Here is a 26,375-nt window from a genome sequence, read left to right on the forward strand (position 1 = left end):
CGGATAAGCGCAGCGTCATCCGGCAAAATCATGCTAAAAACGCCGCCATAAACCGTCGAGCCTGCGCCCGCGTCACATCAACGCCCTGCCCGGCACGATATAAATCGCTGCCAAGCCCAGCCCCGGCGCAGCCCGCTTTAAGGTACTCACCCAGATTTTCAGGCGTGACTCCGCCAACCGCCAGCACCGGTATCTCCGGCGGCAGCACCGCTTTCAGAGCTGAAATATAAGCCAGGCCAAACGCCGCAGAGGGGAAAATTTTCAGCCACTGCGCCCCCGCTTCCAGCGCGGTAAAGGCTTCGGTTGCGGTCGCACAGCCAGCGCAAACCAGCATCCCGGCAGCCACAGCACGGCGGATCACCGCAGGATCAGTATTCGGCGTAACCACGAGCTTTGCCCCGGCCTCCGCCAGAAAATCAACTTGTTCAACTTTCAGGACGGTGCCTGCACCAATAAGTGCTTGTTCGCCGTATTTCATTACCATCTGCGGTATGCTTTGCTGCCAGTCCGGGGAGTTAAGCGGGATCTCGATATAGCGAAACCCCTCTTGGATCAGCGCCCCGACGTGGCCGCTGGCCTCGTGAGGATGAATGCCGCGCAGTATGGCGATCAGTGCGTTAGCGTCTTGCATCAAGAATGCTCCTTATGCCCTGCTGGAAGGCGGTGTCACCCGCGATTTCGCTGGCCTGAATACCGGCGGCGGTACACGCCTGGCGGTAACGGTGGCACAGCGATTCCCCGCCCACCAGCGTCACCTGAGTGGTGTCGCCGCGCAGCGTGGAGACTTCGGCCCCAATCAGCAGGCCAGATAACCATTCGCTGACGGATCCCGCCGGCAGGTCGCCCAGCACTCGCGTAGCGCGGGCTTCAAAAATTTTGTTGAGAAGCGCAGGCGACTCCAGCCCGCTTTGCAGACCCGCTGCAAAGGCTGCGCTGTCGTCCCGCTGTTCCGGCAGCCCTTTGCCAATCAGCGAGTGGTTCATGAGGATGTCATGCAGCTCGCCGGTCACGGCGGTCTCAAACCCTTTTACCGCGCCGCCGTTCACCTGCACCCACTTGCTGTGGGTACCGGGCATAACATAGCAGGCCGCGGGCGACAACTGCATTGCCCCCAGCAGCTGGGTCTCTTCACCGCGCATTACGTTTCGCGCGGTTTTCAGCCCCGGCACAATCCACACGTTTTGCGCTACGGCATAAAGCTGCGAGCTTAGCTCATGGAGCAAAACCGGACAGGCCAGATACGGCACGGGCTGCCAGCCCGCGTCGCTGCCGATCATCCCGGCCATGACCACCGGCACCTCTTCCTGCCGACGCCAGGGCGCAACGTACTTATCGAATATTTCGCGGGGGGAGTGCTCCACCAGACGGCTTACGCCGTAGGGCAGTTGCAGGCTGTCCACGCATTCTCCGCTGCGGTACAGCCACGCGCGCAGGTGGGTAGAACCCCAGTCGATGGCAATATAGCCCTCACTCATCGTGCGCTCCCCGTCGCGCGCTTGCCCAGCGGCACAGGTACCGGCTCCGGCTGGCTTTCACGTTCGCGGGTGATCATCTCCAGCGCCTCTTCACGGCTCACTTTGCTGGCAGGGGTCACCAGCGTGACGACCACCGCGCAGCCCAGGCTTGCCAGCACGGAAGGCACGCACGGGTTGCCCCAGAACTTCATCCAGCTCGCGTCCGCCAGCATAATCATTGAGGTCCCCGCCCCGCCGATAAGCGCCGCCAGCGCGCCCTGCCAGTTAAAGCGCGTCCAGAAGCGGCCCAGCATCGAACAGATGAACATCCCGGACATGATCATCGAGATCATTTTGGTGATGTAGCTGATGATGTCGTTGGAGGTCAGGGCAAACAGCAGCGCCAGGCCAATCACCAGTACCAGGAAGATGCGCGACATACGAATCGCTTTTTCCGGCGCGGGCATGTGGCCGGTAATCAGCGTATACAGGTCACGCAGCATGATAGAGACCGCCGCAATGGCATCGGAGCTGCCCGAGGACATGTTCGCCGACATCCCGGCAATCAGCACCGCCATCGCCAGCATCGGCGGCAGCACCTGGGTGGCAAACAGGAAGGCAAAGCCGCTGTTCTCCAGCGCCGGGTTCATGGTGTAGGCCGCCATGCCGATGATCGCAGGCAGGAAGGAGAAGCCGAGATACAGCAGGCCGGTAATGACGAAAGATTTGCGCACCGTGCCGACGGACCTGGCGGAGTAAATGCGCTGGCGGTAAGAAGGCGTTGCCAGCACGCCGACGCCAATCACCATCGCAAGGGAGAACGCGGGCAGAATGCCGAGCTTATCCACCGCAAACAGGCTTTGCGCCGCCGGATCAACGGCCTGCTGAATGTGGCTCCAGCCGCCCACGTGGTGAACCGCCAGCCCCGCCATCAGAATAAAGCCAATAAACAGAATTAAAGACTGAATGGTGTCAATCCAAACCACCGCAGAATAACCGCCAATCCCGACGTAAACCACAAAGGCCGCCGCAATAATAATTTTCGCCGTATTAATATTAATGCCGCTCGCCCACGCCAGATATAACCCCCCACCCAAAATATGGGCACCCAGCCAGCCGATAGAGGCGATAAATATCAGAATAGCAACGACGTTTTTCACCAGTTTACTGCCACCGGTGTAATAGGATATCTCTTCGCTCATGGTCATAAAGCGCATTTTACGCACCGGGGCGAAAAGCCAGGCGACCAGCAGAATACCCACTGCGCCGCCAAGGCCATATAACATTCCTGCCCAGCCGTTGGTATAGCCAAAGCCTACCGCACCTACGCTCGACCCCGTTCCCACCATGGTGCCAACGGTCGATCCCAGCGTTAAAATCATCGGTAATGAACGACCGCCCAGCAAAAAGTCGTCGCCATTTTTCTGGTTGCGCGAAACATACCAGCCCAGCGTAATCATTGCGCAGGCATATATTCCAAACCAGATCAAAAAGGAGTAATTATTCATGGCTCGCTTCCAGAGTAATAATAAAGGTGAAATTAGCCGCCTGAAAAAAACCTACAGGAAACCCGTTGGCACTTTTAATAAGTGGTGCCTTAAATTAATTTTTTAGTTGTTGGGCGGATAAGCGTAATGTTATCCGCCGTGGTTAATTTTATTTTGCCCGGTCGGCGTTGTAACAGGTCAGGTCCACTTCTACTTTGCAGTCCACCACCAGGTCAGCCACGCAGCAGACGCGGGCTGGCGGATGGTCGGCAAAGAACTCGCTGAACACTTTGTTAAACGACTGAAAATAGCGGGAGTCGGTCAGGAATACTTTGACGTGCACCACGTCGGCCAGGGTATAACCGGCGCTTTCCATGATGTCCACGCAGTTCTGAATCGCCAGGCGGGACTGCTCGATAATGCCGCCTTCCACGACTTCACCGTCTTTCATCGGCGTTTGCCCCGAGACGTACAGCCAGCCGCCCGCTTCTACCGCTTTCGCAAAGGGCAGCTTCTGCCCGCCTGTGCCGGTGCTGCCGCCTACTCCGTAACGTTTAATGCTCATTGTTGCTCCTTTCCTGATGGTGGATGGCGCTGCGCTTATCCACCCTAGATGTCAAATTCGTGGGTAAAGGTTTAACGGCGTAAAAACCTTCCGGCACGCCCGGTAACCTGCTTGTTCTGGCCATAGCTCATCACGCCGTTGACCATCACCGCATCGATGCCCGCCGCTGGCTGCTGCGGGTCGCTGAAGCTTGCCACGTCGCGTACCGTTTCCGGGTCGAACATTACCAGATCGGCATAGTAGCCGCATTTCACCAGTCCGCGTTTTGGGAGCTGGAACCGCGCTGCGGACATGCCCGTCATCTTATGCACCGCCACGGTGAGCGGGAACAGCTTCTCGTCGCGGCTGTAGTGGCCCAGCACGCGCGGGAAAGCCCCCCACAGGCGTGGATGCGGCATCGGGTCGTTCGGCAGACCGTCTGAACCGACCATCGTCACCGGGTAGCTCAGCACCCGACGCACGTCCTGCTCGTCCATGTTGTAGTAAATCGCCCCGGCGGGCATCAGCAGTTTGCCAGCCTCAACCAGCGACATCGACCAGCCCTCAGCAATCTGCTTCAGCGACTGCCCGGCAATCTCCGGATGCGGCTCCGACCAGGTGATAATGATGTCGAACTCGTCGGTGATCTGCTTCATGTCCAGCGTCGACGAACTGGCGGAGTAGGGGTAGCAGTCACAGGAGACGTCCTGCTGCTCGCGCACCTTGTCGAACAGCTTGAGCGTTTCCACGGTGCGGCCCCAGTTCTTCGCCCCGGCGCACTTATGGTGCGAAACCACCACCGGCACCCTGCCGTGGCGGCCAATGCGGAAGGCTTCATCCAGCGCGTCCAGAATCGGTTCAAATTCGGAGCGCAGGTGCGTGGTGTAAATCCCCTTCTGCGCCGCTAACTCTTCCGCCAGCGCCATCACCTCTTCGGTGGAGGACCGGAACGCAGAGGCGTAGGCAAGGCCGGTACTCAATCCCAGCGCGCCCTGCTCCAGCGCCAGGCGAAGCTGCTTACGCATGCCGCTGATTTCGTCTTCTGTGGCGGTGCGGAACAGATCGTCCATATGGTTATTGCGTAATGCAGTGTGGCCGACCAGCGTACCTACGTTAATCGCCGGGCGAGCCTGCTCAACGGCATGCGCATAGTCGGCAACCGTCGGGTAAATAAACTGGTCCACGTCACCGAGAAGATTCATCGGATCCGGCACACTGCCTTTCATGGTCGCCGTCGCGGCGCTGATGCCGCAGTTGCCGACAATCACCGTGGTGATGCCCTGGCTGATCTTCGGCAGGTACTCCGGTATACGGATCACGTTGATGTCGTCGTGGGTGTGGACATCAATAAAACCGGGCGCCAGCACGCGGCCCGTGCCGTCAATTTCATGCAGCGCCTGGCCGCCGATAGCCGGAGCAATTTCGGTGATGGTGTCGTCTTTAATCGCGACGTCGGCGCGGTATTCCGGGCCGCCGCTGCCGTCGATTACCGTGACGTTCCTGAACAGATAGTCGAACTTCATGTGTTCCATACCCCCGTTATGTTCTGGGCTAAAGTTAACCATTTACAAGCCGGAAAAACAGTGGAAGACTACGCAAAACGCATACGATTTTCTGATACTTTTATTCATCATTATTGTAACATTAAAGATATATCATCTATTTTCAATAAGTTAAAAAAGATACCCACTCTAAAAGAAAAGATAATCGCAAAGGAATTATGTTATGAAATACCAAGACAGTAACCTCGTTCCGCACAAATCTGCCCCTATGTTTACCCCTGCCAACATCCTGCGGGAAGACGTTTGCCTGCCCGCAGCGGTCATTAAAAAGGCTGCGCTGGAGAACAATATCCGCTGGATGCAGCGCTATGCCGACACGCGCGGCGTTTCCCTTGCCCCACACGGCAAAACCACCATGACGCCGTGGATCTTCCAGCAGCAGCAGGAGGCAGGAGCCTGGGCCGTAGGAGTGGGCAGCGCGTGGCAGGCCAGCATTGCGATGGTCGCGGGCGTCAGGCGGGTGCTGATGGTGAACCAGCTCGTCGGCAAGGCGAATATGCAGCTGGTTTCAAACCTTAAAGCGGAGTATCAGGACGTCGATTATCTTTGCTGCGTGGACAGCGTCGCCAACGCCAAAGCCCTCTCCGCCTTCTTCAGCGCGCAGAACCAACGGCTTGATATTCTCATTGAGCTGGGCGTGCCGGGCGGACGCTGCGGCTGCCGCACTGCGGAACAGGCGCTGGCCCTGGCTGAAACCATTGCTGCCTTGCCGGGCCTGCGCCTGCGCGGGCTGGAGCTGTACGAAGGCGTGCTGCACGGAGAGAACCCACAGCCGAAAGTGGAGGCTTTGCTGCGCGATGCCGCCGCGCTGGCATGCCAGCTGGAACGCTATGTGGAAGGTGAGTTTGTACTCACTGGGGCGGGATCGGTCTGGTATGACGTGGTGTGCAACGTCTGGCTGGAGGCGAAAAAACCGGCCAGCTGCCGCGTGGTGATCCGCCCCGGCTGCTACATCACACACGACGGCGGTATCTATCAGGAAGCGCAGGACGAGCTGATGGCGCGTGACAAGGTTGCCTGTGATTTAGGCGGGGATCTGGTTTCCGCGCTGGAGTTGATTGCTATGGTGCAGTCCGTACCGGAGAGCGACCGTGCAATCGTCAACTTCGGCAAGCGAGACAGTGCCTTTGACGCCGGTCTGCCGCAGCCCGTCGCCCACTACCGCCAGGGGAAAACGCTGGGCCAGCCTGCTGAATCCATCGAAACCACCGGTATTATGGACCAGCACGCAATGCTGAAGCTGAAGCCTGGTGCTGACGTGCAGGTGGGGGATATTATGGTGTTCAGCACTTCACACCCGTGCCTGACCTTTGATAAGTGGAAGGCGCTGCTGCTGGTGGATGAGGAGTACAACGTGCTGGAAACCTTAGAGACTGCATTCTGATTAAGCCTGGGCGGATGAGAGACGTTCATCCGCCCAGCATGCATAAAATAAACCTCATCTCTTTTTATCCACAAGACGCGCCAATATTTATAAAAAGCGTTAGCTTTATAAAAATGAACGCTCAACTTAAATAAATATCTCATCCACCATCGCGCTGCCTAAACGCATGGCCGAACAAATACGCGGCATGCCAAGGGCAATTCCCTGCCAGGTTTGCGTGACGGAATAGCTCACCGGCTGGCGTTCGCTGTCGCTGCCGTTACCCAGCCAGATTAGGGCGTCTTTGTGCTCCATCAGACCCGCTGCGGAAGGCATGCTCAGCCACTGATGATAAAAGTGACGCGTCCGGGTTGAGGCATCGATATCCACGGCCAGACGATTTATGGCAAGGCTGCGAACCTGCTCCAGAAGCTGCTCTGCCTGTTCTGCCCGACAGTGACGCAGAGCATCACCAAACGCGCCCCAGCGCAGCTCCTGTAAAGCAACATAGCAACGGCCTGCGGGGGAAAACACCTGGAAGTGTCCTGTCCCCCAGCGAGCGAAGACCTGTTCGCAGTGTAGGGTTGCCATAAGGTAAAGGTTATTTTTCTCAAACTGTTTCCCTGCCTTCAGAAGGCGCTGTTCGAGCTGCTGTTTCAGCAGGGCTAACTGGCCGCGTGCTTCGGCAGAGTAAGAGGCCACCCGCAGAGATGCACCGTTTACCTGGCTGATTCGCTCGTGGATAAGCGTTGTAGCCAGATGGCTTTTCGCCACCTTGCCCACCAGTTGCCCAAGCCAGGCGAGGGACACTTCCAGGTTATCCAGCAACGCGTCGTCCATGGCCCACTGCCGCAGTCGATTTTGCCCAATGAACGTCTCTTTCAGCCGCTGGTAGTAGGCCTTCCCCTGCGGGCTGCGCCACGGGTCGCGAGCCATATCAATTCCCTGAGCAAAATCGACGACAAATTTCTCCGTGATGCATTCAAGCGTACGGGCCGGACCTTCGGTTAAAAACGTGCTCATTGCTGCTCCGCCGCGTATAGCGTCTGGATATCGTCCCGCAGTAAACGGGTATCCTCGTAGATATATCGGGTTGTTCTTATGCACGGGGTGAGCTGCATCTGCAGCGCCAGCTGCGCCTCTTCATTCTGCTGACGCGCCGTCAGGCTCTGCTGCAGACTGGTTTTAATGGCCTCCAGCGCCCGGCTAAAATCAGCGAAAAATGTCGCCATGCCCGCCATCACGGACACATCTATTTGTGCGACAAGCGATTTATTTAGCTGCCCCATAAAAACTGCTACCTGCTGATGCAGCTTATGCTGGATCTCCGCCAGAACGATCACGTACCGGCTTTGCTTCGCGGTATACCCTTCCCAGCCCCAGCCGTCGCTGTTCAGCCAGCGTGCCACGGTGCCGCGCATCCCGCTCTGGCGGCGAAGCTGGGACACGGGGATTTCCTGATGGGCAATCACGTCGCTAAAGGCATGCTGCGCATCGAAACTTAGCTGGCTGCTCTGCAACGTTGGCAGACTTATCCGCGCGCGAAATCCTGCCTGAGCCAGACCGTCCGCTACCCGCGTTTCGACAGGCTTAAGCATCGTTCGTAATGTTTCCACTAATGAGCGTTCGAGCCTGGCCAGCAGCTGCGTCAGCTCATCGCTCATCGCCTGGCGGGCTACCAGGATAATAGCGTCGCTGGAAGCGCGGATTTTATTCAGCAGCACCAATGCGGCTTGCTCATCGGCAACGGTTATCGCTTCGCAGCCCGGCTCAAAATCGCGGCTGCGTATGGCAGCCATTCTGAAGGCGTGGTGCACTCCGTCCTCCTGCACTCTGCCCTGCTCAAAGTAGTTGTTAATGTCGGCAGCGATGCGTTTTTCATAGCGGCTAATCAGCCCGACAATGGCCGCCAGCGTGCTATCGACGTCCTCGCGGATAATGCGGCTGGCGGCCTGCAGGCTTGACTCCAGCAGCTGCATATCCTCTTCCAGCCGGCTAATGTTCTCTTCCAGCTGCTCGTTGGCGACCAGCAATCCCTGACAGCGGAAATTCAGATAGCTTTCCGCGCCCTGGGCGTAGTCGAGGATTTTCTGGCTGGCGGCCCGGAGCGCATACAAAGAGGCATTGGCATGAGCCGCATGCAGGATGGTGCTCACGGGCGAGGCGAACATTGAGTCCTCCCACAGCAGGTCGGCGGCGTGGCGGATATGTTCGACGTCAGCGAGGTCCGCACTGCGCCAGCGGCGGCCAAGAGCGGCTTCGGCAAAATCCTGCACCCAGCGCTGTTCTTCGGGGTTGGGCAATTTACCGTGCACGGCAATTTCATATCGCGCACGGTTAGCCAGATAGCCCCACATCGACGAGACGGGGAAAACGTGGCCAGGCTCGATGGTGCCTTTCATCAGCGTGCCGGAAATCAGCGCTTTAACCTGGGTTTCATCATCGCTATTGCGATCTTTTTGATCGAACTTATTGACCAGCGCGTACAGCGGTACCGACTTCCCGACGCCAAGAATAGCCCGGCGGACCTCTTCGTCCGAGATGGATTTCAGCTGGGTATAATCCATAACGGCAAGCACAGCGGACGCCTGCGCCAGCTGCTCCTGGAGCATCTTTTTCAGGTGCGGCTGACCGGCCTCGTTAGGCCCCGGCGTGTCAAGCAGGGTCAGTTGCCCGTGCCCCTTGCCCAGCCCAGCCAGGTGGATAAACTCCACTTCTATCACCGGCACGTGCTCGATAGCGGCATAGGCTTTAAACGGGAAAGCGACATCCAGCACTTTGGATAAGCGCACCAGGTCGTTAAGGCTTTTCAGGCAGTGGAAAATAGGCTGCGCCCCAAGATAATGCTTTTCGAACCTGCCGCCGCTGGCAATGCGCGTCAGCAGGTCCTCCATGTCACGGTCGATCTCCAACTGCTGCGCCAGAAAATCACGCGGCGTAGTTTTCAGCTTCGCTTCAAGCTCCCCCATAAGGGCTTCAATGGGCTGGACGTACGGGAAATGCAGCACCGGCTCGCGCTGGCCCGGCGTGTGGCGTATCAGGGTGGGTAGAGCGGTCATCGGCCTGTTGCGGTTGGGCAGGACTTCGGTGCCGATAATCGCATTAATGGTCGTTGATTTTCCCGCCTTCATGGTGCCAACAATCGCCAGCACCATCTCATTTTGCGTCACCTTGCGCAGCTCGTTTTGCAGCATCGCCTGCTGAGCCTGAATACCCCGTGCGCTGAAACGCAGCGGAACGACGCTTGCTGCCTGCGGCGAAGAGGGGTCATGCTGTTCATTCTGCGTAGCCAGCGGAATGCTTTTTAACGCGTTAAGATTCATCAGGGCGAGCTGCAATAGCCGCTCCGCCTCCTGACTTAATTCAAAAATTGTTTGCGTGTGCATAAAAAATGTTTCCTTAACTCAAATTATCCGGTTTTTAAAAGGCCATTATTTTTATCAACGAACAGCCACCGGCTTTTATAATTACGTGAGGAAAATATTTTATTGTTCTGCCCACACCCGTTCGCAAAGCTGGGTTTAAAAGCATGACGCTTAATTCCAGGGAATTGCTTTTTTTAAACTTTTATGTATCGGTGTGAGGATATATTGTGCGCCATAAAAACCCGCCCCAGAGCAAGGCTCAGAGAGCGTAGTGCCGCATAGCGTAGCGCATTTTTTTTGATCCATTGGCAATAATGCCGTGAATTTAACAGATTATTTAATTAATAAAAACAGCCGCGTCAATGGGCGCAATTTATTTATTCATTTTTGCCAATATTAAACAGGCGTTGATCGCCAATGTTTAAAAGCTGTTCAGGGTATTATAGCGTCAGCGGAATAATTCCCAGCCGCTCCTGCGTAGTTTTCGTCCTGCCACAGCGCTTTACCATACTGTGGCGAGCTGCTGAATAATCCCTACAACCGTAGGGATTTGATGTATAATCCTGATACTTTTCAGCGGTTCGTCTCAATTGTTAATGAAACCCCTGATTTTCAGTCATTTTCCCAAATTACTCATGTTCGAGGTTACTGATATGCAACTCCCTCATTGCCCACAATGCAATTCCGAATACACCTATGAAGATAACGGTATGTATGTTTGCCCGGAATGTGCGCATGAATGGAACGACGCAGCGCCTGCGCAGGATGCGGACGAACTTATCGTGAAAGATGCTAACGGCAACCTGCTGGCCGACGGCGATAACGTCACCGTGGTCAAAGACCTGAAGGTGAAAGGCAGCTCTTCCATGCTGAAAATTGGCACCAAAGTGAAGGGCATTCGCCTGGTAGAAGGTGACCACAACATCGACTGCAAAATTGATGGTTTTGGCCCGATGAAGCTGAAATCTGAGTTTGTGAAGAAAAACTAAAGGTTTTCAGTTTGTAGGGTGGATAGCGCTTCGCTTACCCACCCTGCGTAAATCACCGCCCCGCCTGGCTTGCCCCAAATCCGACAGCTACACTTCATAGGCTCCTGTTCCCCACTGAGGAAAGGCTTATGTCTGTCAGTCCCTACATCTTTTTCGACGGTACCTGTGAAGAGGCCATTGCTTTTTATCAGCAGGCGATTGGTGCCGAACTGCTTTTTAAAATGACCTTCGGCGAAATGCCGAAAGACGGCGAAACCGCAGAAGCTGAAGGCTGCGGCAGCGGATTTAACTGGCCGGATGATAAAATCATGCACGCCAGCTTGCGCATTGGCGACGGTGAAGTGATGCTGAGCGACGGGAATATGTGTGCTGATAAAGTCAAACATACGGGATATTGCCTAAGCCTTTCGTCAAAAGATCTCGCGGAGGGAGAGCGTTGGTTTAATAATCTTGCGGCGGGCGGCGACGTCACCATGCCGTGGGGAGAAACCTTCTGGGCAAAAGGATTTGGTATGCTAACGGATAAATACGGCATCCCCTGGATGGTGAATGTCGAGAAACCCATGTAACGCCTTTATCCGTCGAATAATTAAGGCTTGCTGCGGCAAGCCTTACGTTTTAGATTGATAAACCAACGTGGCTTCGACAACCGCCCGAACATTCCCTGCCGAATTCCACCGCCCCTTTTCTTATAAGAGGATTTTATTCCCAACGATCTTCATTTACCGCTTACATATTGGCAGCTATGCATATTTTTTTCTTAATGAGGGGTAAAGCAAAATCCAGGAAGGTTCGCACGCTGGAAGACATATTCTTGCGGCTCGGCATCAGGGCATAGGCCCACGAAGACTCTGGCAGCCATCCCGTCTGGAAAGGAAGGGGTTCAATCAGCGATCTGTTATTCAGGTCGGTGTTACACAGGTAACGAGGTACCACAGCAGCGCCAATGCCAGAATGTACTAATGCAAGCAATGTCTGCATATTACCACTGACAACATGAGGCGAAAAAGTGAAATTAAACACCGCTTCATTAGGACCGCAGAAAATAACTTGCTGTTCTCCACTACGGTTGGCTAATGCCAGCATGGGGATTTCCGTTAGTTGAGCCGGATTAAATAGGTCTTTAGTCATACTTAATTGTGGATGAGAAACCAGAGCCAACGGTAAACGGCAAATATGACGACAAATTAAGGATGAATCATCGGGGAGCTGCGCGGAAATACGAAATGACAGATCTAACCGATCATTAATCAAATCAGAAAACTGATCTTTTACGCAGAGTTCAAATTTTATTTCACCGAATCTGGTATTAAAATCGGTAATTATTTCTGGCAATACATGTGTTGCAAATGTAGGTGAACAACCGATACGTAAAATACCCGCCGGGACAGATGCGTAGCTTTCAGCAACTAAGAAGGCTTCAGACGCGGCCTTCTCTACCGTAACTCCTTGATTATAAATCATCTCCCCTACGGTGATCAGAGAAATATGTCGCGAATTACGTTGTAAAAGACGAACGCCCATTCGCTGTTCAAGCTCCCCTATACGGCGGCTTAGCTTCGATCGCTGCATCCCTAAGTGACGAGCTGCTTCTGAAAAACCCCCTCGTTTTACTACCTCAACTAATAGTATCAAATCATCTAATCTTTTCATTATCTCATCTTTTATCGTAGTGTTTTTCAGGACAATACGTCCTATTTTTACTCATATCTCTCATGAAACATCATTGATATATTCAGTGCCAGGCAAGCATAAAAATATTTTAATATTATGGAGCAATATCAATGAATTATACAAGACGCAATTTAATTCAATTTGCAGGAGCTGGTCTCACACTTGCTGTAGTTAAACCGTCCGCCGAAGCGGGAATGAAACCTCCGGTAGCCACAGGAAATATAAAAGCTGTAAATAAAGATGCGGATGATTCAAAAATTATAAGCTTAGACCGTCTGGAGCAGCAGGCCAAAGAAGTGATGTCACCCGGAGCCTATGCCTTTATTTCGGGGGCATCTGGCGCTGAATGGACTTTGCATGAAAATCGTCGTGCATTTAACGATTATCCCATTTTGACTCATCGTTTAGCGGATATTCTGGAAGAGGATATTGATCTATCAACTGAGCTTCTCGGCCATCAAATTCCTTATCCTGTTATTTGTGCCCCCGCCGGTGTGCATACTTTTGTTCACCCAGAAGGGGAACTTGTCAGCGCAAAAGGTGTTAGTGATGCTGGCACTATTTTTCAGTGCTCTGGCGCGTCAGCTAAACCACTTGAAGCCATTGCTGAAGCCAGTACAGGTCCAAAATGGTTTCAGCTATACTTTAATGCCGACCTCGGCGTGACAAAAGATCTCTTACTTCGGGCTAAACATTCTGGGTATAACGCAATTATCTTAACAACAGATGCGCTGGGGCCCGGTAGCAGCGAGGGATTCAGCAGTCTTGGACGCCCTTTTCCGTCTGGGTTTACATTCGGAAATCATGATCCCCGCTTTGGCGGCCGAGGGGATTTTAGAAACCAAAAAGCTAACCTAACACCTAAAGATATTGAATTTGTCGCTTCCGTTAGCGGTCTCCCGGTGATTGTAAAAGGTATTATGCGCGGAAAAGATGCGGATAATGCAATTAGCGCGGGCGCAGCAGCTATCCAGGTTTCTAATCATGGCGGACGCCAGTTGGATGGATTACCTGCGGCAATATCAGTCCTGCCCGAGGTGGCCAACCATGTAAAAAAGCGCGTACCCATTATCTTTGACAGCGGCATACGCCGCGGCATTGATGTTTTCAGAGCCCTGTGCCTGGGTGCTGATGCAGTCGCAATTGGCAGACCGATGTTATATGGCCTGAGTGTCGGCGGTGCAAAAGGCGTACAAAACGTTTTTGAACATCTTAGAGATGAATTAAGAATTGCAATGTTATTAGCCGGATGTGCATCGACAAAAAATCTTTCTTCTGATTTTCTAATGAATACGATGAAAAATAATACTTAATCTTAGTCTGCATTATATAGTTAGTTATTAGTAACCTTGTGGTCGGTTTATTAATCGCAGTTATATTTAAAATGATAAAATAATGTAAAGCAGCGCTCTTAATTCCACAGGAGATCGGTGGCTGTTTACATGATGCCCGGCTATGCCGGGCATCTTTTATAGGCTTAATCCCTCTCGACGATTACCACTCTCCGCGGCGATGGTTGGTCACCCAACGATACATGCCAAGAACATTAAGCGTTTTCATCGTACTGAAACCAATCCAGCTTTGTACTTCAGGGCTGAATTTGACGTTGCGATAGAGCTGATCCCAGGATTGCCCTTCGCGGACAAGGTTCAGCACCTGCTGATGGAGGTCAACCAGATAGGCACGTTCAGCAATAATGTCGTCTTTGGTGGCTGGTGTATAATGACCCACATCGATGACATCAACATCCTGATTAATTACCCAATCAAGGGTTTCCACCCAGCCGTCATAATAAAAGTCGAGAAAATCGTTATAGGGCATGGACTTGCTTTCACAGACGTCCGTGCACTGAAGCGCTTTATAGCCCGGAAAATGGACCATCACCATACTGTTAGAGTGGCTTGCTGCGACCCGATAAAGATCAACCGTTTCTCCTCCCAGTAAGATCGTCATTTTATCCTTGAAGACTTTATCCGGAAGCGCGGTTGGAATTTTCTCACCGATAATGGGTTCTACCGCCCGTTCGTGGGCTACCACGATTGCCCCCGCCTTTTGAAAGATTTGTCCCCCGCTAATATGATCGGCGTGGGCATGGGTGTAAACGACATACTTCACCGGTACCTTGAAGCGTTTCATGATTTCGTCTTTAAGCCAATCAGAGGTGCAGGACATTGCCGGGTCGATTACCAGAGCACCTTCTTTGGTAATTAACACCAGACCGCTGTGAACAGCAAGGCCTGCTCCCGTTGTATGACGGTAAAGATTACCTTTAATCTGCGTCAGATCGCGCGGGCTTTCAGGACAGTCTGCAACGGTAAAATCATTTAACACCGCTCTGTTTACATACGCCGAGTGGTCGAGCGTAGTACCATTATCCGTTGCGGCTAACGTGACCGATGACGATATGGCAGTCATTATTAACGCTGCGGCTAAACCTAATTTTAATTTCATTATATACTTCTTTTCATTGTAAATGTTCTCTTTTCAGGCGTATAAATATCCAAAAGAGGCCTTAATTAAATCTGCAAAATAAATATCACTGATTTGATAGATATAAACAGGCAATAAACCAGACTACATGTAAATCACTCTCTCAATATGTCTTGCGGGTATACTTTTGGTATAGCCATGCGTTCTTTTTCCCAAAAAAGTTATACCTCTTTCTCTTATCTATAAATTTCTGCTTAATTTTATTCCGCTATAGACATTTCAAATATAGCCCTGTTTTATTTATGGGTACGATACAAACAGGACACCCGATCCTTCAAACGAACCCGTGGATCTCGGCGTACCGCTCAGGATAGAGGTGATGCTGACAGTATTTCGCCCGGGATTGCCCGATAGCGCGGAGTTAAGTGGGAGATTATTTGCCAGCAAATTGGCCGTCATGCCATTAGACAACGCTATACCCTGCGGGGAACGCAGGCGCAGCGTGTATTTCATTCCCGTCGTGCATTCAACAGCAACTACGCCACGCACTCTGGCCCCTTCAGCGTTTGCGATATTCATTTTATCGTAGTCCAGAGTCAATTGCGGAGTAATTAGCGCACACCACTCATTGACGGGAGGCGTACCGATACAACTGTCAATTGCCGAGGTCACTCCACCGTTCCAGGTACGCATCTGCCAGATGTCAAAATAAGTTTGTGGAGCGGCTTCGAATCCAAGTGTGGTTCCTACACATTCGTTTCCGTTCTTTGAGCCAAAATGCGTCACTTTACGAGTGCCTCGACCAAACCGGGTTGTGATTAATTGTGCGAAATCCTTGAATGTCATTTTCGCGCTTTCTGCCATCAAAGGAACTGCGGTGACTAATGGACGTGAGTCATTGGGAGACGGGTTATTGTGACGATGGTAAGAGTAGAAAGACACTTTACTGCCGTAAGCGCCTAATTTCTGTGAGACAACACTTTGAAGCGTTGTATGATCTTCAATACTTGGATCTGTGACATTGGCTATAAAGATATGCTGGGTGTAAGTAGCCGAGGTTGGGCCCGTTACTTCTACGTCCACCTGTGCTGTATAGGGCCACTGGTATGTAAGACCAAATGAAAATGGTGTCCATAACAAGCTGCTTAAACATAAATAATTTATATTTTGAATCATTTTTCTCATTCTCAATTAAGCCTTCGCGACCAATTTGATTGTTACTACTCTCATTTTTTTACGGGTACGATACAAACAGGACACCCGATCCTTCAAACGGCCCCGTGGATCTCGGCGTACCGCTCAGGACAGAAGTAATTTCGACGTTGTTTCGCCCGGTCTTCCCCGATAGCGCGGAATTAAGCGGAAGATTGTTCGCCAGTAGATTAGCCGTCATGCCGTTGGACAGTGGAATGCCCTGCGGATTACGCACGCGAAGCGTATATTTCATTCCCGTCGTGCATTCCACGGCAACCTGCCCGCTTACGCGAGCACCGGGGGCGTTTGCCAGGTTCATTTTCTCGTAGTTAAGCGTCAGTTGGGGTGTGATTAGCGCACACCACTGATTGGGAGGTGGGGTACCGTAGCAGCTATCGGCCACGCTGGTCGCCCCACCGTTCCAGGTCTGGGTTATCCAAGATTCATAAAAGGTTGGTTCCGTGGTAGGTGAAGGGCCCAATGTGATTCCCACACATTCGCCACCGTTTGGCGATCCTTGATGTATCGATAACCACACACCTTTTCCAAATCTGCCGGTTATGTATGCCGCATAACTGGCAAATGTATCGGTGCCGCGAAATCCTTTTGTTAAAGTGTTATAGGAGAGTAATGCTGGTAAATGTGTTCGTGGGTTATTGTGGCGATGGAACATCATGAATTCCACCTGATCAATATTCTTGCCCATTTTTTTATTAAGGACTTCGTTGACTGTTGCATCACTATTAATCTCTGGATCATCAACGGTAATCGTGCCTGTAGCTATACTGAAGTGGGCGGTGGTGCTATCCATGATTCTTACATTAAGTGTCTGAATATATGGCCACTGGTAAACAAGCGCAGCGACAGGATTACTGATCGCCAGAGTAAGAGTTAAGAATAAAGGTGCCGTGATTTTTTTCATTATCCAGAAGTCCTTCCTTGCTTATCAGCGCAGTTACTGATATTCCGCCCGCACGGTGGCCTGCGCCGTAAAGCTGCCTTCCACAAGCACCGCCTCATCACGCTGGACCAGCACCGCCTCAATTTCCGGCAGCGTATTGCCGTTTACCTTCAGCGGCGTGTCCAGTTCAAACGGCTCCCCCCCGACGTACAGCTTCACCCCAAGGTCGGCCTGCTCTGCGCTGACCACCGTCGCCTTGTCAACATCAAACCCCGCCGCGTTCCCCCGCACCGTCAGCACCAGCTGCCACGCCAGGCTGCTTTCTTGACACTTCAGCGTCAGCGGCACCTGCTCGCGGTAAATCCCGCTCGGCACCTTGCGGATACCCACCTGGTCACCGAACTCCACCTTCACCGTCCCGCTCTCATCCAGCGTGCACGGCGGCGGCGTATTCAGGGTGCCCTTAAACTCCAGGTTCTGCGGGTCCTCTGCCTGAACCGTACCCGCCGCCAGCAGCAGGGCCACACAGCACATCCGGTATGTCATTACGTTCATTTCTGTCCCCTACTGATAATCCACCACCAGGGAAGCCAGCACGCTGAACGCTCCCCCCGCCGGCTCCGCACCGCTCAGCCGGACCGGCACGACATACAGCTCCGGCACGTCCGGAGCCGTAAAGGCTATCCATTTCCCCGGCGTGTAGCGCGCTTCTCCCTGATACAGCGCCAGCCCCAGCCCGCCAAGCGGCGTGCTTAACACCTCTCCGCCCGGGGTACCGACGCTCGCGCCGCTGATGCGGATCTTTTGCTCCAGGGCAATGGCCTCTGAGCAGTCGAGGGTAAACGCAATTTTTTGCCGGTACTTCGTGCCATCGATGCGGGTGGTCATCATGTCGTCGCCGAAATCAACGATGACGTTGTCGCCCCCGTTCACCACGCACGGCGGAGAGGCAAGCAGCGTGCCGTGAAAAGTAATATCCGTATCAGCACAGGCCTGATGGCTGATGCCCCAGGCCAGCGCAAACGCTGCTGGCAGGGTAAAACTCAGGATGGTCTTCATGATGCTCCTTACAAACCGCCTACTGATAGGTAATCACCAGCGTGCCGCTGCCGTTAAACGCCCCCGGTTTTAAGGTTGCGATATTCTCGGCAACCGGCACCGCGTACAGCGCAGGCCCGCTGCCCGGGCCGTTCCAGGTAAAATTCACGTATCTGGCTACGCCATCTCCTGCCGGAATGACCGTATTGTCGTTATAAATCCGGATCCCCAGCCCGGCTTTGTCGGTGCCGAGCAGCCCGCTGCCGAAGGCTGCCGGCCTGCCGGTAATGGCGAGCTTGAGCTTTGTATCCTTCAGGGACGTACAGCTCAGGGCGTAGGCCAGCTGCGTTTTCTTATAGCTGCTGCCGTCAATTTCGCGGATAAATACCTCTTCACCAAAATCCACGTCAATGCGGTTATTGCCGTTCACGGTACACTCCGGCGCCTCCACCAGAACACCCGATACGGTGACCGTGGTGGTGTCGCCTTCGGCCGCCGCCCGCGCGGGCGTCGACTGAAAGGCAGCCAGCAGGGGTAACGCCAGCAGCAGGCGGAACGCCTGAACGGAAGGGCTCTTCACGGGCTTCTCCTTTATATCCGGCATTAAGGGTTTCCCTCCTGCACCGCCACCTTCCCGGCCTGACAGACGTTGCCGGTACAGCTGAACGGCAGCAGGCGCTGGCTGCCGTAGTCATTGACGAAGACCAGCACCGGCGAAGTGCCGTATTTCGCGGCCGCCACCGGCAGGGACAGCGTTCCCTTCGGGGCCACCATCACCGGCTCAAACCCCTCCAGCCCTGCCGCCTTCAGGCTGCTGCGCCCTTCCACAAAGGTGAAGTGATACGGCGTAGGGTTGTGGACGATAAATCTGCCCCCTTCGCGGCGCAGCGTCAGCGTTTCCGTGCCCGGCACCGTGTCCGCCATCGGGTCAACCTTCAGCGCCTTTGGCCGGTAGAAAACCTTCAGCCGGGACTGCATGGCCAGCATCAGGACGTTCGGCCTGTCCGACTTCGGCGGGATTTCCCGCAGGTTAAACCAGAAGACGCTCTCCCGATCCTGCGGCAGGGCAGGCGTACCCGGTACCGCCTGGAGCCTGACCCGCGTTTTCCCTCCCGCCTCTACCCGCTGGACCGGCGGCAGGACCATAAGAGGCCCCGTCAGTTTCTTTTCCTGCTCGTCATCCAGCCACGCCTGGGCGAGGTAGGGGTCCCGTTCGTTGCGGTTGGTCACGTTGACGCTGATCGACTTATCCCCTTCATTAAATATCAGCCGCGAACGGTCCACCGTCAGGGCGGCCTGCGAACTCATCGCTGCCAGTCCGCTCAGGACGGGCAGCAGAATGCTGAATAGTGCTGTCGTGCGTATGTTCATGCTGCTCACTCTGCAAATTCACTGTTATGGGATCGCCTTCGGGGGGCGCCTGCCGCACGTTATGTCACTTTTCCATGTACTGCTTTTAGTCATACCGCAGCGCAAAGATCACCACCGAACTGAACTCTCCCTCCCCGACGTGCCGCCCGGCCGTCGACTGCACCCGCGTCTGCCAGGTCAGCGTGTTGTCTCCTTCCGTCAGCGTCACCGCCTGCTGCTCGCCGTCCGGCGTCACCGCGCGACCTTCGCTGTCCGCAATCGCAAGGGCTATTCCCCTGGCGCTGCCGCTCACCCTGAACAGCGTCGGCTCAGACGCGTCTTTCTCGCCGCTGAACGTAAACGAAACCTGCGATCCCAGCGAGAGGTCGCACTCCTTCAGGTGCACATGGAAGGTCTTCGGCACCGTCTGCACCGCGTCAATAAACGTCTTCGACGGGATCGCGCCAAACTCCACCGTCTGCGCTTCCGAGTCGGTTTCCACCCGGCACGGGTCGGCGACCAGCGCACCGCTGAATTCAACGTTCGTGTCCGCCATGGCCCAGGCAGCGAAGAGCGCGATACCCGGCAGCAGCACCGCCGCCTGACGGCGTAAAAACGTGCGTTTCATTATTCGTACTCCAGGCCAATCTGCACCACCGAGGTCCACTCCCCGGCCCGCAGCGGCGCGGCATTGCGCAACAGCTGGGCCTTCAGCGGCAGAACGTTACGCCCCGGGTACAGCGGCAGCGGGCGGGCAGAGACGCCCGGCGACATCAGCTCCCCGTCCGGCGCTTCCAGGCGCAACGACACCCCCAAAGCGCTGCCGTGCACCTGGAAAAAGCGGCTGTCATGCGGATCGGCCTTACCCGTTACCGTCATGCGCACCGCGTCCTGCCCTGAAAGCCACAGCCCGCCACGCAGCGTCTGCAGATCGTCCAGGGCATGGTTGCCCCCCGGACAGCCGTCCAGCACCACGTGCACCGTGACCGGCACCGTCATATCGCCGGTATGCATCAGTGACGGGAGGGCCGTGCGCCCCAGGCTAATCTCCTGCTCCTGCGACTCCGGCGTCAGCACGCACGGCGCGCTGACCAGGCTGCCGGAGACGTGAAGCTCACCGTTGAGGCCGTCCACATGCCAGTTATCGGTGCGCGCGCTGACGCTGAGGGAAGCCATCAGCAGCGGCAGGGCGGCGGCCAGAAAGGCCAGCCACAGCATCACCGTCACGTGCCGCTCGCCCCGCGTTGCCCTGACGTCTTCCTTTTTCATCATTTCAGCGGTCCCGTGTGGCGGCAGGATCCGCCCGACATACCGTCCCCTGACAGACGAACGGCAGTACCGGCTTTCCGCCAAAATCATTGATGGTGATAAGGTGCGGCTGCGCGAACACCTGGCTGCGTACCGTTGCGCTGGATTTTGGCGCAATCATCACCGTCTTAAAGTCCTTCGCGACCGACTGCTTCAGCCCGCCGGTGATGCCCAGAACCGTCATGTAATAGGGCGTGGGGTTCTCTACCCGGAAACCGTCGCTCACCTTATGCAGGATGAGCCTGTCGTCCTGACGGCTGAAGCGCGCGGGCGTGATGGCGGCCGGGCGGTAAAACAGCTTTATTTTGGTCTGCAGCGCCAGCTGCAGAACGTTGGGACGGTCGCTCTTGGGCGGCACTTCACGCACGCTGAAATAGAACAGGCTCTCCCGATCCTGCGGCAGGCTGGCCGCCGACGGCAGGGCCCTGACCCTGACAACGCTCTTCTGCCCCGGCTCCAGCCGCTGCATGGGAGGCGACACCATCAGGTAATCCTTCAGGGGGTTGCCCTGGGCATCCTCCAGCCACGCCTGGGCCAGGTAGGGTTTCTGGCTGCTGTCGTTGCTGATGTTCATCACCAGCCCCTTGTCTGCACCGGGATAAATTGCCCGGGTGCGATCCAGAGCGATGGCGCTCTGCGCCGCCGGACTCAGCCCGACGCACAGCACGCATGCGGCCAGTCGTAACGCTACGCCTTTTAACACCGTGTCACGGTGCGTTACGTCCGCACGCCGTTGTCTCATTTTTTCTTGTTGCATCATGGTCAAAGTCCACTCTCTTTCGCGTTATGTTTATTCACTCGCCCTGTCGGCCTGCGCGGTCACCCTGCGGCACGGCAGCAGAAGCTGACCGGCGGTCAGGGTATCCGGCAGCGTGGTCATGCACTGCACCCTGCCGTCCCAGTACACGTCCAGGCGCTCGCCGGGGTTGACCCCGGATATCCACGCCAGGCCGGCGTCGCTGAGCATGCCCACTTCACGCGCCTTCGCATTACGCACGCTGGCGCCAAAAGGCGGGTGCGTACCGTCCGCCATCGCCAGAATGCCCACGACCTTGCTCCCCTTCAGGACGTCAAAGTGGCGGAAACCGATAGCCCCCTCCGTGAGGGCGGCTTCGGCCACCGGCGAGCCGCTGACCTCAATGTCTTCCGGGAGTCGGTTGACATCCACGCTGGTTGTTGAACGGTAATAGCTGGGTACGGACGGCTCCACGGCAATGCCGAACAGGTTGGTGCTGCCGTTTCGCCCGACCGGTACCCCGGACACGCCGTCGGCGCTGACCAGCATCCGGGTCCCGCCCGGGGTGCCGCCGCCGTGCAGCGCGGCCCCTTTCAGGGTCGCGGTGGCCCCGCCGCTCAGCGACAAGCCGAGGGAGGTGTAGCCTTTTTCCTGCCAGCCAAAATTGCCCGTCACGTCCGCAAGGTTGCCGCTGTGGCTGTACAGGCCGCTGGCCTGCGTGGTCATGCGTTCACCTTTATCGTTGCGGGTGCCGCCGCTTAAGCGGTAGTTGTCGCCGTTGTCCAGGCGCTGGTACCAGCCGGCCGTCTGGCTGAAGCTGTCCCTGCTCCAGTTACCGTTGTAGCTGGCGGTACCGCGGCCCAGCGGCAGGCTCAGGCTCAGCCAGGCCGTATCATCCCGCCGGCCGTTATACTCGCTGCGGCTTGCCGACAGCGAGAAGGAGGCATTGCGCCAGTCGCCCAAATCGAAATAACGGCTGATGGACAGGCTGTGCCGGTTTGATTCCGGGCGGTTCCAGTAGGTCTGGTGCGACCAGCTCAGGTAGGCCGACAGCCGCAGGTCCGTGAAGCTCTTGCTGGCCGTGATCGTGTACAGCTCCTTGCTGTTACCGAGGCTGCCGTCGCGATAGCGGTTGTCCAGATATTCGGACATGGTCAGATAGTTTCGGTCCGAAAAGCGGTAGCCCGCAAACGTCAGGTCGCTGTTGATTTCGTCGAAACGTTTGGAGTAGCTCACCCGGTACGAACGTCCCTGCAGCGAACCTTCGCCGGGCAGGCGCGCCACCGACTGGGTGACGTCCGCCGACAGGGCGCCAAACTGATACAGATCCCGTCCGACCCCCAGCGCCATGCTGCTGTAGTCCTGCGCCAGAATGCCCCCGCCGTACAGCGACCAGCTGTTGCTGATCCCCCAGGACACCTCGCCGGTGCCGAAGACCGGCCCCTCAACGCGGTGGCCGTAATCGGAAGGTCGCCCGGCCGCCAGGCGATAACGCACCTGTCCCGGGCGGGTCAGATAAGGAATGGTGGCGGTGGTGACTGTGAAGGCCTGTACGCTGCCGTCCTGCTCCTCCACCCGCACGTCAAGCTCCCCGCTGACCGCGCTGCTCAGCTCCTGAATGCGGAACGGACCGGCCGCCACCGTGGTTTCATGGATCACGCGCCCCTGCTGGCTGACCGTCACCTTCGCGTTGGTCCGGGCTATGCCGCTGACTTCCGGCGCATAGCCGCGCAGCTTAGGCGGAAGCTGGCTTTCATCACTGACCAGCGACGCGCCGGTAAACCGCCAGGCGTCAAACAGATCCGACTGCAGGTAATCTTCCCCGACCGTCATTTTGGCCATCAGACCCGGCAGCGCGCGGTAGGCGTAGATCCGGCTCCAGTCAAAATTACGTCTGGAGCCCTGATAACCGGTGGTGTGGCTGTAGCTGCCCTGCCAGTCGCCGCGCAGACGCCACGGCCCCAGGTTGGCCCCGGCCGTGCCGCTGGCACTGGCGCTCTGCGAAGACTTACTCTGTTCAGAACGGGTTGCCGTCGCGTTTACGTTGTAATCCAGCAGCAGTCCGGGAATGCCCTCTTCCCAGCGGGACGGCGGCAGCCAGGTCGCATCCTGGTATTCCAGCCAGGCCTGGGGAACAGAGACAGCCAGCGTGGAGTCCGGCAGGTTGCCCTGCAGCAGCACCCCGTCGAGGGCTGAAAAGTCCGCGCAGCGTCCGTCCTCGCTGAATAACACCCGGGCCAGCGCGTCCGGACGCAGCCCCAGCATCGCCACCTGGTCACGGGTCAGACAGGCGCGGCTGAGGGGGCTTCCTCCTTCATTCGCCGGCGGCGTTTCTATGAAGTGGATTTCCTGCTCAGAAATCTTCTGCCCGTTAAGCTTGATTCCCAGAATATAGGTGCCGGGCATAATGTAGCCGGCCTGTGAAAAACGGGACAAATCAATATTATTTCGATCTTCCGCACTGAGAATATCGGTATTAAACTCTACGGCAAATGCGCGAAGGGAATAGCCCTGCAGGAGTACGGAAATACAGACTCCAAGCACGGTGCGCTTAAATAACAGTGATTTATCCATTTTATATATCGTCGCATCCAGCATTCACGTCTGAAACCAGTGTCGGGTGGAGCTAACCACGCTAAATAACACCAGTAATAAAAAACAGGGTTACGGCTTATGATCCACAGCGCTAATTAAGGCAGACGACCCGGAGAGTCACTTAAAGAGAAATAAATATTACAGAGTATCTATTTCTTTTATTCATAGGCCACCATAAAACGCAGCGCCGCGGACCATCCCCCTTCCTTTAAAGGCTGACCGTTGCGCACCAGCCGCAGGTGGTAATTGAGTTGGTTATCCCCTTCCCTGAGGCTGATGGCATTCAGGGCATTTCCGGACACAGCACGCTGGCCGCTGGCATCCGTTAGCTGTAACGCCAGCCCTTCCGCTTCGCCCTCCAGCGCAAATAACGCATCATTCGTTTCATCCTGCTTTCCGTCGAAGGTAACAACCACGCCCTGCCAGCGCGAACCGTTTTGCTTCTCCAGCTCACAGTTCACCAGACGCAGCGAGAAGTCTTTTTCCGGCGCGGACGCGTCAGAATACATATCCCGCGTCGCCTGTGGCGCAAACACAATCTCCTGCCAGACATCGTCGGTATGCAGACTGCATGCCGACTCCTGCACCTGACCGTTCATCTGTACCCGCCCGTGTCCCCTGTCACTCCACTGGCCCAAAGCGCCGGCGCTGAAGCCAAGCAGGAGTACCGCAGGGTAAATACAGCGTAACCGCATCGCATCTCTCCGTCCTGAACCCCGGGCTGACGCCCGGGGTGGTCTTCAGGTCTGTCCCGTAATTATTCGTAGGCCAGGGTGAAGTCAGCGATAGACTGGAAGTCACCGGTCTGAATGGTTTGACCCAGACCCTGCAGGTACGCGGAGAAACCGAGGGTGTTATCACCTTCAATCAGTTCACGGGCTGCAGAAGTGCCGCCTACCGGGATCTTGTTGCTTGCGCCATCAGTGATAACCACACCTGCGCCGGAGGCGGTACCAGTGATACCAAACCAGGTGTTATCGTCAGCCACGGCCGGAGAACCACCGAAGGTAACTTTTACGGAAGGTGCGGTAGTAACCGGAGTTTCCGCGCCCGGATTTTCTGGATCGGTTACAGTCGTTTCGGTGAGGCTGCAGTTTTTCAGCAGGATCTGGAAGCTCTGAGGCGTAGAAGTGCCGTTATTTTCCAGCTGAGATTTAGCAACCTGACCCAGGTTTACTTCCTGATCGGAAGACTCAGGGTCAATAGAGCATGGCGCATCAATAATAGAACCGGTAAAGGTAACCTTGCCGCTGCCTGCGTCAGCTGCTGCCTGAGCACCCGCAGCAGACATACCCATAGCAATAACAAATACAGAGGCCAGTTTATTCAGTTTCATTAAATTTTCCTTAATTCAAATAATATAAAATTCCATGTAAATACATGGCGTACGGCATTGCAAATTCGCTGACACTTGCAGCGGCTTCACATCTTTTCATTACAAAGCGTTGCTGGTGCAGCTTGCTTGTAATAAATCATCAAAAACTTATAGAACTCTATTTTGTTATCACAGCCAATCTTGCGCATAATATTTCTGATGTAGGCGCTTACCGACTTTACATTTATACCCAGGTTAAGCCCAATAAATTTGGATGGATAACCTTTAGCTATGTAATAACAGACACGCTTTTCTTTCCTGGTTAAGGATTGGATTTGCATTTGTTTACCGTTAATGAGCTGTAAACTTCTGGTATACAAACCATGCAGCTTTTTATCTGCTATCACTTCAATGAAGTCATGCTTACATGAAGCCAGGTCCATGAAAATCACATTATCTTTTTTAACTATCGATAAACCAATAGCGCCTAACATGTCATTATCAGCAATGATGACGGCATGACTGCTGCTGCCTCTCTCATTAATTTCTTTTGAGATATAGTGTACGCTACTGATGGAGTAATCTGCGCTCTCACAAGTGAAGTTCAGCGCATCACTTTTATTCGTACGCTCAAGCAAAGAACGAAATCCATTCACAAAAAAAATATTATCTGTCACGATATAGATGTATACATCATTCTTTGTAGTTGCCATCGCCATTGACCCACTCAAAATATCCATATTCGGTGTTACATAGTAGAGATACGCAATCTGCATATAACAAGAATAAAACCTCACTCGTTTCTGGTTGCTAATTATCCATGACAAAGCTAAAACCCAAAAATCAAATCCCATTAATTAACAAAATAACAAACAAAATGTAACTTTCTTAAATTTCGAATATGGGCATTTAACAAAAAAATAACCAACATGAACTCTTAAATAGCCCACGATACAATATTAACTCATTGATAAATATGAAATTTAAAACCATCAGCCACCCAGCCCAAATTCAGAATGTAAACATAATGTCAAAAATAAATAGCTTGTTTTTTGACCACTGCGAATATT

The 26,375-nt window shown here is 54.7% G+C and carries 26 protein-coding genes; 4 read left to right on the top strand and 22 right to left on the bottom strand.

What is annotated here, in order from left to right; translation table 11 throughout:
• Positions 1 to 28 precede the first annotated feature (28 nt).
• The 5 genes from ACA108_20210 to ACA108_20230 form a co-directional block, all read right to left on the bottom strand.
• Positions 29 to 631 carry a 2-dehydro-3-deoxy-6-phosphogalactonate aldolase gene (locus ACA108_20210; GenBank protein XEX95619.1) on the bottom strand — a complete coding sequence of 201 codons (603 nt, stop codon included), beginning with the start codon at positions 629 to 631 and terminating at the stop codon, positions 29 to 31.
• Positions 618 to 1,475, bottom strand: coding sequence for a 2-dehydro-3-deoxygalactonokinase (locus ACA108_20215; GenBank protein XEX95620.1), 858 nt, complete (start codon positions 1,473 to 1,475; stop codon positions 618 to 620). Before ACA108_20215 ends, ACA108_20210 begins: the two co-directional genes overlap by 14 nt.
• Positions 1,472 to 2,962 carry a sodium:solute symporter family protein gene (locus ACA108_20220; GenBank protein ID XEX95621.1) on the bottom strand — a complete coding sequence of 497 codons (1,491 nt, stop codon included), beginning with the start codon at positions 2,960 to 2,962 and terminating at the stop codon, positions 1,472 to 1,474. The genes ACA108_20215 and ACA108_20220 overlap by 4 nt, the downstream gene beginning before the upstream one ends.
• Before the next feature lie 148 nt (positions 2,963 to 3,110).
• Complete coding sequence (locus ACA108_20225) at positions 3,111 to 3,506, bottom strand: RidA family protein (GenBank protein ID XEX95622.1); 396 nt, start codon at positions 3,504 to 3,506, stop codon at positions 3,111 to 3,113.
• Positions 3,507 to 3,577: 71 nt separating this feature from the next.
• The gene (locus ACA108_20230; GenBank protein ID XEX95623.1) at positions 3,578 to 5,008 is read right to left on the bottom strand and encodes an amidohydrolase family protein; all 1,431 of its coding nucleotides are present in this window, start codon (positions 5,006 to 5,008) and stop codon (positions 3,578 to 3,580) included.
• 202 nt (positions 5,009 to 5,210) lie between these two features.
• Between ACA108_20230 and ACA108_20235 the strand changes: the two genes are divergently transcribed.
• Entirely contained in the window at positions 5,211 to 6,431 is a 1,221-nt protein-coding gene (locus ACA108_20235) for an amino acid deaminase (GenBank protein ID XEX95624.1), read from the top strand.
• A 126-nt stretch (positions 6,432 to 6,557) separates the two neighbouring features.
• Here the strand turns inward: ACA108_20235 and ACA108_20240 are convergent, their stop codons facing one another.
• Complete coding sequence (locus ACA108_20240) at positions 6,558 to 7,433, bottom strand: diguanylate cyclase regulator RdcB family protein (GenBank protein ID XEX95625.1); 876 nt, start codon at positions 7,431 to 7,433, stop codon at positions 6,558 to 6,560.
• On the bottom strand, positions 7,430 to 9,796 hold the full coding sequence (gene crfC / locus ACA108_20245; GenBank protein XEX95626.1) for a clamp-binding protein CrfC: 2,367 nt from the start codon (positions 9,794 to 9,796) through the stop codon (positions 7,430 to 7,432). The genes ACA108_20240 and crfC overlap by 4 nt, the downstream gene beginning before the upstream one ends.
• A 632-nt stretch (positions 9,797 to 10,428) precedes the next feature.
• Here crfC and ACA108_20250 point away from each other — a divergent pair.
• Both ACA108_20250 and yjdN read left to right on the top strand, forming a co-directional pair.
• Positions 10,429 to 10,764, top strand: coding sequence for a zinc ribbon domain-containing protein YjdM (locus tag ACA108_20250; GenBank protein XEX95627.1), 336 nt, complete (start codon positions 10,429 to 10,431; stop codon positions 10,762 to 10,764).
• A gap of 128 nt (positions 10,765 to 10,892) precedes the next feature.
• The gene (yjdN, locus tag ACA108_20255; protein XEX95628.1) at positions 10,893 to 11,333 is read left to right on the top strand and encodes a VOC family metalloprotein YjdN; all 441 of its coding nucleotides are present in this window, start codon (positions 10,893 to 10,895) and stop codon (positions 11,331 to 11,333) included.
• Positions 11,334 to 11,493: 160 nt separating this feature from the next.
• Here yjdN and ACA108_20260 read toward each other — a convergent pair whose 3' ends face one another.
• Positions 11,494 to 12,417: a LysR family transcriptional regulator gene (locus ACA108_20260; GenBank protein XEX95629.1), complete on the bottom strand. Its 924-nt coding sequence runs from the start codon at positions 12,415 to 12,417 to the stop codon at positions 11,494 to 11,496.
• Positions 12,418 to 12,548: 131 nt separating this feature from the next.
• On the opposite strand from ACA108_20260, the gene ACA108_20265 reads away from it, so the two are divergent.
• Positions 12,549 to 13,751: an alpha-hydroxy-acid oxidizing protein gene (locus tag ACA108_20265; GenBank protein ID XEX95630.1), complete on the top strand. Its 1,203-nt coding sequence runs from the start codon at positions 12,549 to 12,551 to the stop codon at positions 13,749 to 13,751.
• A gap of 181 nt (positions 13,752 to 13,932) precedes the next feature.
• Here the strand turns inward: ACA108_20265 and ACA108_20270 are convergent, their stop codons facing one another.
• The 14 genes from ACA108_20270 to ACA108_20335 all read right to left on the bottom strand — a co-directional run bounded on the left by ACA108_20270 (position 13,933) and on the right by ACA108_20335 (position 26,018).
• A complete protein-coding gene (locus ACA108_20270; protein XEX95631.1) occupies positions 13,933 to 14,889 on the bottom strand; it encodes an MBL fold metallo-hydrolase in 957 nt (318 codons plus the stop codon).
• Between the two features lie 279 nt (positions 14,890 to 15,168).
• Entirely contained in the window at positions 15,169 to 16,053 is an 885-nt protein-coding gene (locus ACA108_20275) for a hypothetical protein (protein XEX95632.1), read from the bottom strand.
• A gap of 49 nt (positions 16,054 to 16,102) precedes the next feature.
• A complete protein-coding gene (locus tag ACA108_20280; protein ID XEX95633.1) occupies positions 16,103 to 16,984 on the bottom strand; it encodes a hypothetical protein in 882 nt (293 codons plus the stop codon).
• 33 nt (positions 16,985 to 17,017) lie between these two features.
• The gene (locus ACA108_20285) at positions 17,018 to 17,518 is read right to left on the bottom strand and encodes a fimbrial protein (protein XEX95634.1); all 501 of its coding nucleotides are present in this window, start codon (positions 17,516 to 17,518) and stop codon (positions 17,018 to 17,020) included.
• Between the two features lie 9 nt (positions 17,519 to 17,527).
• Entirely contained in the window at positions 17,528 to 18,022 is a 495-nt protein-coding gene (locus ACA108_20290) for a fimbrial protein (GenBank protein XEX95635.1), read from the bottom strand.
• Between the two features lie 19 nt (positions 18,023 to 18,041).
• Positions 18,042 to 18,581 carry a fimbrial protein gene (locus ACA108_20295; GenBank protein XEX95636.1) on the bottom strand — a complete coding sequence of 180 codons (540 nt, stop codon included), beginning with the start codon at positions 18,579 to 18,581 and terminating at the stop codon, positions 18,042 to 18,044.
• A gap of 23 nt (positions 18,582 to 18,604) precedes the next feature.
• Entirely contained in the window at positions 18,605 to 19,366 is a 762-nt protein-coding gene (locus ACA108_20300; GenBank protein ID XEX98174.1) for a fimbria/pilus periplasmic chaperone, read from the bottom strand.
• Between the two features lie 91 nt (positions 19,367 to 19,457).
• On the bottom strand, positions 19,458 to 19,979 hold the full coding sequence (locus tag ACA108_20305) for a fimbrial protein (GenBank protein XEX95637.1): 522 nt from the start codon (positions 19,977 to 19,979) through the stop codon (positions 19,458 to 19,460).
• Positions 19,979 to 20,623 carry a fimbrial protein gene (locus ACA108_20310; protein ID XEX95638.1) on the bottom strand — a complete coding sequence of 215 codons (645 nt, stop codon included), beginning with the start codon at positions 20,621 to 20,623 and terminating at the stop codon, positions 19,979 to 19,981. Before ACA108_20310 ends, ACA108_20305 begins: the two co-directional genes overlap by 1 nt.
• 1 nt (position 20,624) lies before the next feature.
• Positions 20,625 to 21,401: a molecular chaperone gene (locus tag ACA108_20315; GenBank protein ID XEX98175.1), complete on the bottom strand. Its 777-nt coding sequence runs from the start codon at positions 21,399 to 21,401 to the stop codon at positions 20,625 to 20,627.
• A gap of 48 nt (positions 21,402 to 21,449) precedes the next feature.
• A complete protein-coding gene (locus ACA108_20320) occupies positions 21,450 to 23,969 on the bottom strand; it encodes a fimbria/pilus outer membrane usher protein (GenBank protein XEX95639.1) in 2,520 nt (839 codons plus the stop codon).
• Between the two features lie 179 nt (positions 23,970 to 24,148).
• Complete coding sequence (locus ACA108_20325; protein XEX95640.1) at positions 24,149 to 24,685, bottom strand: fimbrial protein; 537 nt, start codon at positions 24,683 to 24,685, stop codon at positions 24,149 to 24,151.
• Positions 24,686 to 24,747: 62 nt separating this feature from the next.
• A complete protein-coding gene (locus tag ACA108_20330) occupies positions 24,748 to 25,326 on the bottom strand; it encodes a fimbrial protein (GenBank protein XEX95641.1) in 579 nt (192 codons plus the stop codon).
• 86 nt (positions 25,327 to 25,412) lie between these two features.
• Complete coding sequence (locus ACA108_20335) at positions 25,413 to 26,018, bottom strand: helix-turn-helix transcriptional regulator (protein XEX95642.1); 606 nt, start codon at positions 26,016 to 26,018, stop codon at positions 25,413 to 25,415.
• Positions 26,019 to 26,375: the final 357 nt, after the last annotated feature.

Origin of the sequence: Dryocola sp. LX212 (assembly GCA_041504365.1) — a bacterium.
Taxonomy (GTDB): domain Bacteria; phylum Pseudomonadota; class Gammaproteobacteria; order Enterobacterales; family Enterobacteriaceae; genus Dryocola.

Excerpts from the sequence above, each read along its gene's own strand:
- ACA108_20230 (XEX95623.1), bottom strand. The coding sequence starts at position 5,008 with ATGAAGTTCGACTATCTGTTCAGGAACGTCACGGTAATCGACGGCAGC.
- ACA108_20275 (XEX95632.1), bottom strand. The coding sequence starts at position 16,053 with ATGAGAAAAATGATTCAAAATATAAATTATTTATGTTTAAGCAGCTTG.
- ACA108_20330 (XEX95641.1), bottom strand. The coding sequence starts at position 25,326 with ATGAAACTGAATAAACTGGCCTCTGTATTTGTTATTGCTATGGGTATG.
- ACA108_20235 (XEX95624.1), top strand. The coding sequence starts at position 5,211 with ATGAAATACCAAGACAGTAACCTCGTTCCGCACAAATCTGCCCCTATG.
- crfC (XEX95626.1), bottom strand. The coding sequence starts at position 9,796 with ATGCACACGCAAACAATTTTTGAATTAAGTCAGGAGGCGGAGCGGCTA.
- ACA108_20270 (XEX95631.1), bottom strand. The coding sequence starts at position 14,889 with ATGAAATTAAAATTAGGTTTAGCCGCAGCGTTAATAATGACTGCCATA.
- ACA108_20250 (XEX95627.1), top strand. The coding sequence starts at position 10,429 with ATGCAACTCCCTCATTGCCCACAATGCAATTCCGAATACACCTATGAA.
- ACA108_20265 (XEX95630.1), top strand. The coding sequence starts at position 12,549 with ATGAATTATACAAGACGCAATTTAATTCAATTTGCAGGAGCTGGTCTC.
- ACA108_20210 (XEX95619.1), bottom strand. The coding sequence starts at position 631 with ATGCAAGACGCTAACGCACTGATCGCCATACTGCGCGGCATTCATCCT.
- ACA108_20240 (XEX95625.1), bottom strand. The coding sequence starts at position 7,433 with ATGAGCACGTTTTTAACCGAAGGTCCGGCCCGTACGCTTGAATGCATC.
- ACA108_20220 (XEX95621.1), bottom strand. The coding sequence starts at position 2,962 with ATGAATAATTACTCCTTTTTGATCTGGTTTGGAATATATGCCTGCGCA.
- ACA108_20225 (XEX95622.1), bottom strand. The coding sequence starts at position 3,506 with ATGAGCATTAAACGTTACGGAGTAGGCGGCAGCACCGGCACAGGCGGG.
- ACA108_20335 (XEX95642.1), bottom strand. The coding sequence starts at position 26,018 with ATGGCAACTACAAAGAATGATGTATACATCTATATCGTGACAGATAAT.
- ACA108_20285 (XEX95634.1), bottom strand. The coding sequence starts at position 17,518 with ATGAACGTAATGACATACCGGATGTGCTGTGTGGCCCTGCTGCTGGCG.
- ACA108_20260 (XEX95629.1), bottom strand. The coding sequence starts at position 12,417 with ATGAAAAGATTAGATGATTTGATACTATTAGTTGAGGTAGTAAAACGA.
- ACA108_20290 (XEX95635.1), bottom strand. The coding sequence starts at position 18,022 with ATGAAGACCATCCTGAGTTTTACCCTGCCAGCAGCGTTTGCGCTGGCC.
- ACA108_20305 (XEX95637.1), bottom strand. The coding sequence starts at position 19,979 with ATGAAACGCACGTTTTTACGCCGTCAGGCGGCGGTGCTGCTGCCGGGT.
- ACA108_20215 (XEX95620.1), bottom strand. The coding sequence starts at position 1,475 with ATGAGTGAGGGCTATATTGCCATCGACTGGGGTTCTACCCACCTGCGC.
- ACA108_20315 (XEX98175.1), bottom strand. The coding sequence starts at position 21,401 with ATGAGACAACGGCGTGCGGACGTAACGCACCGTGACACGGTGTTAAAA.
- ACA108_20320 (XEX95639.1), bottom strand. The coding sequence starts at position 23,969 with ATGGATAAATCACTGTTATTTAAGCGCACCGTGCTTGGAGTCTGTATT.
- ACA108_20325 (XEX95640.1), bottom strand. The coding sequence starts at position 24,685 with ATGCGGTTACGCTGTATTTACCCTGCGGTACTCCTGCTTGGCTTCAGC.
- yjdN (XEX95628.1), top strand. The coding sequence starts at position 10,893 with ATGTCTGTCAGTCCCTACATCTTTTTCGACGGTACCTGTGAAGAGGCC.
- ACA108_20310 (XEX95638.1), bottom strand. The coding sequence starts at position 20,623 with ATGATGAAAAAGGAAGACGTCAGGGCAACGCGGGGCGAGCGGCACGTG.
- ACA108_20280 (XEX95633.1), bottom strand. The coding sequence starts at position 16,984 with ATGAAAAAAATCACGGCACCTTTATTCTTAACTCTTACTCTGGCGATC.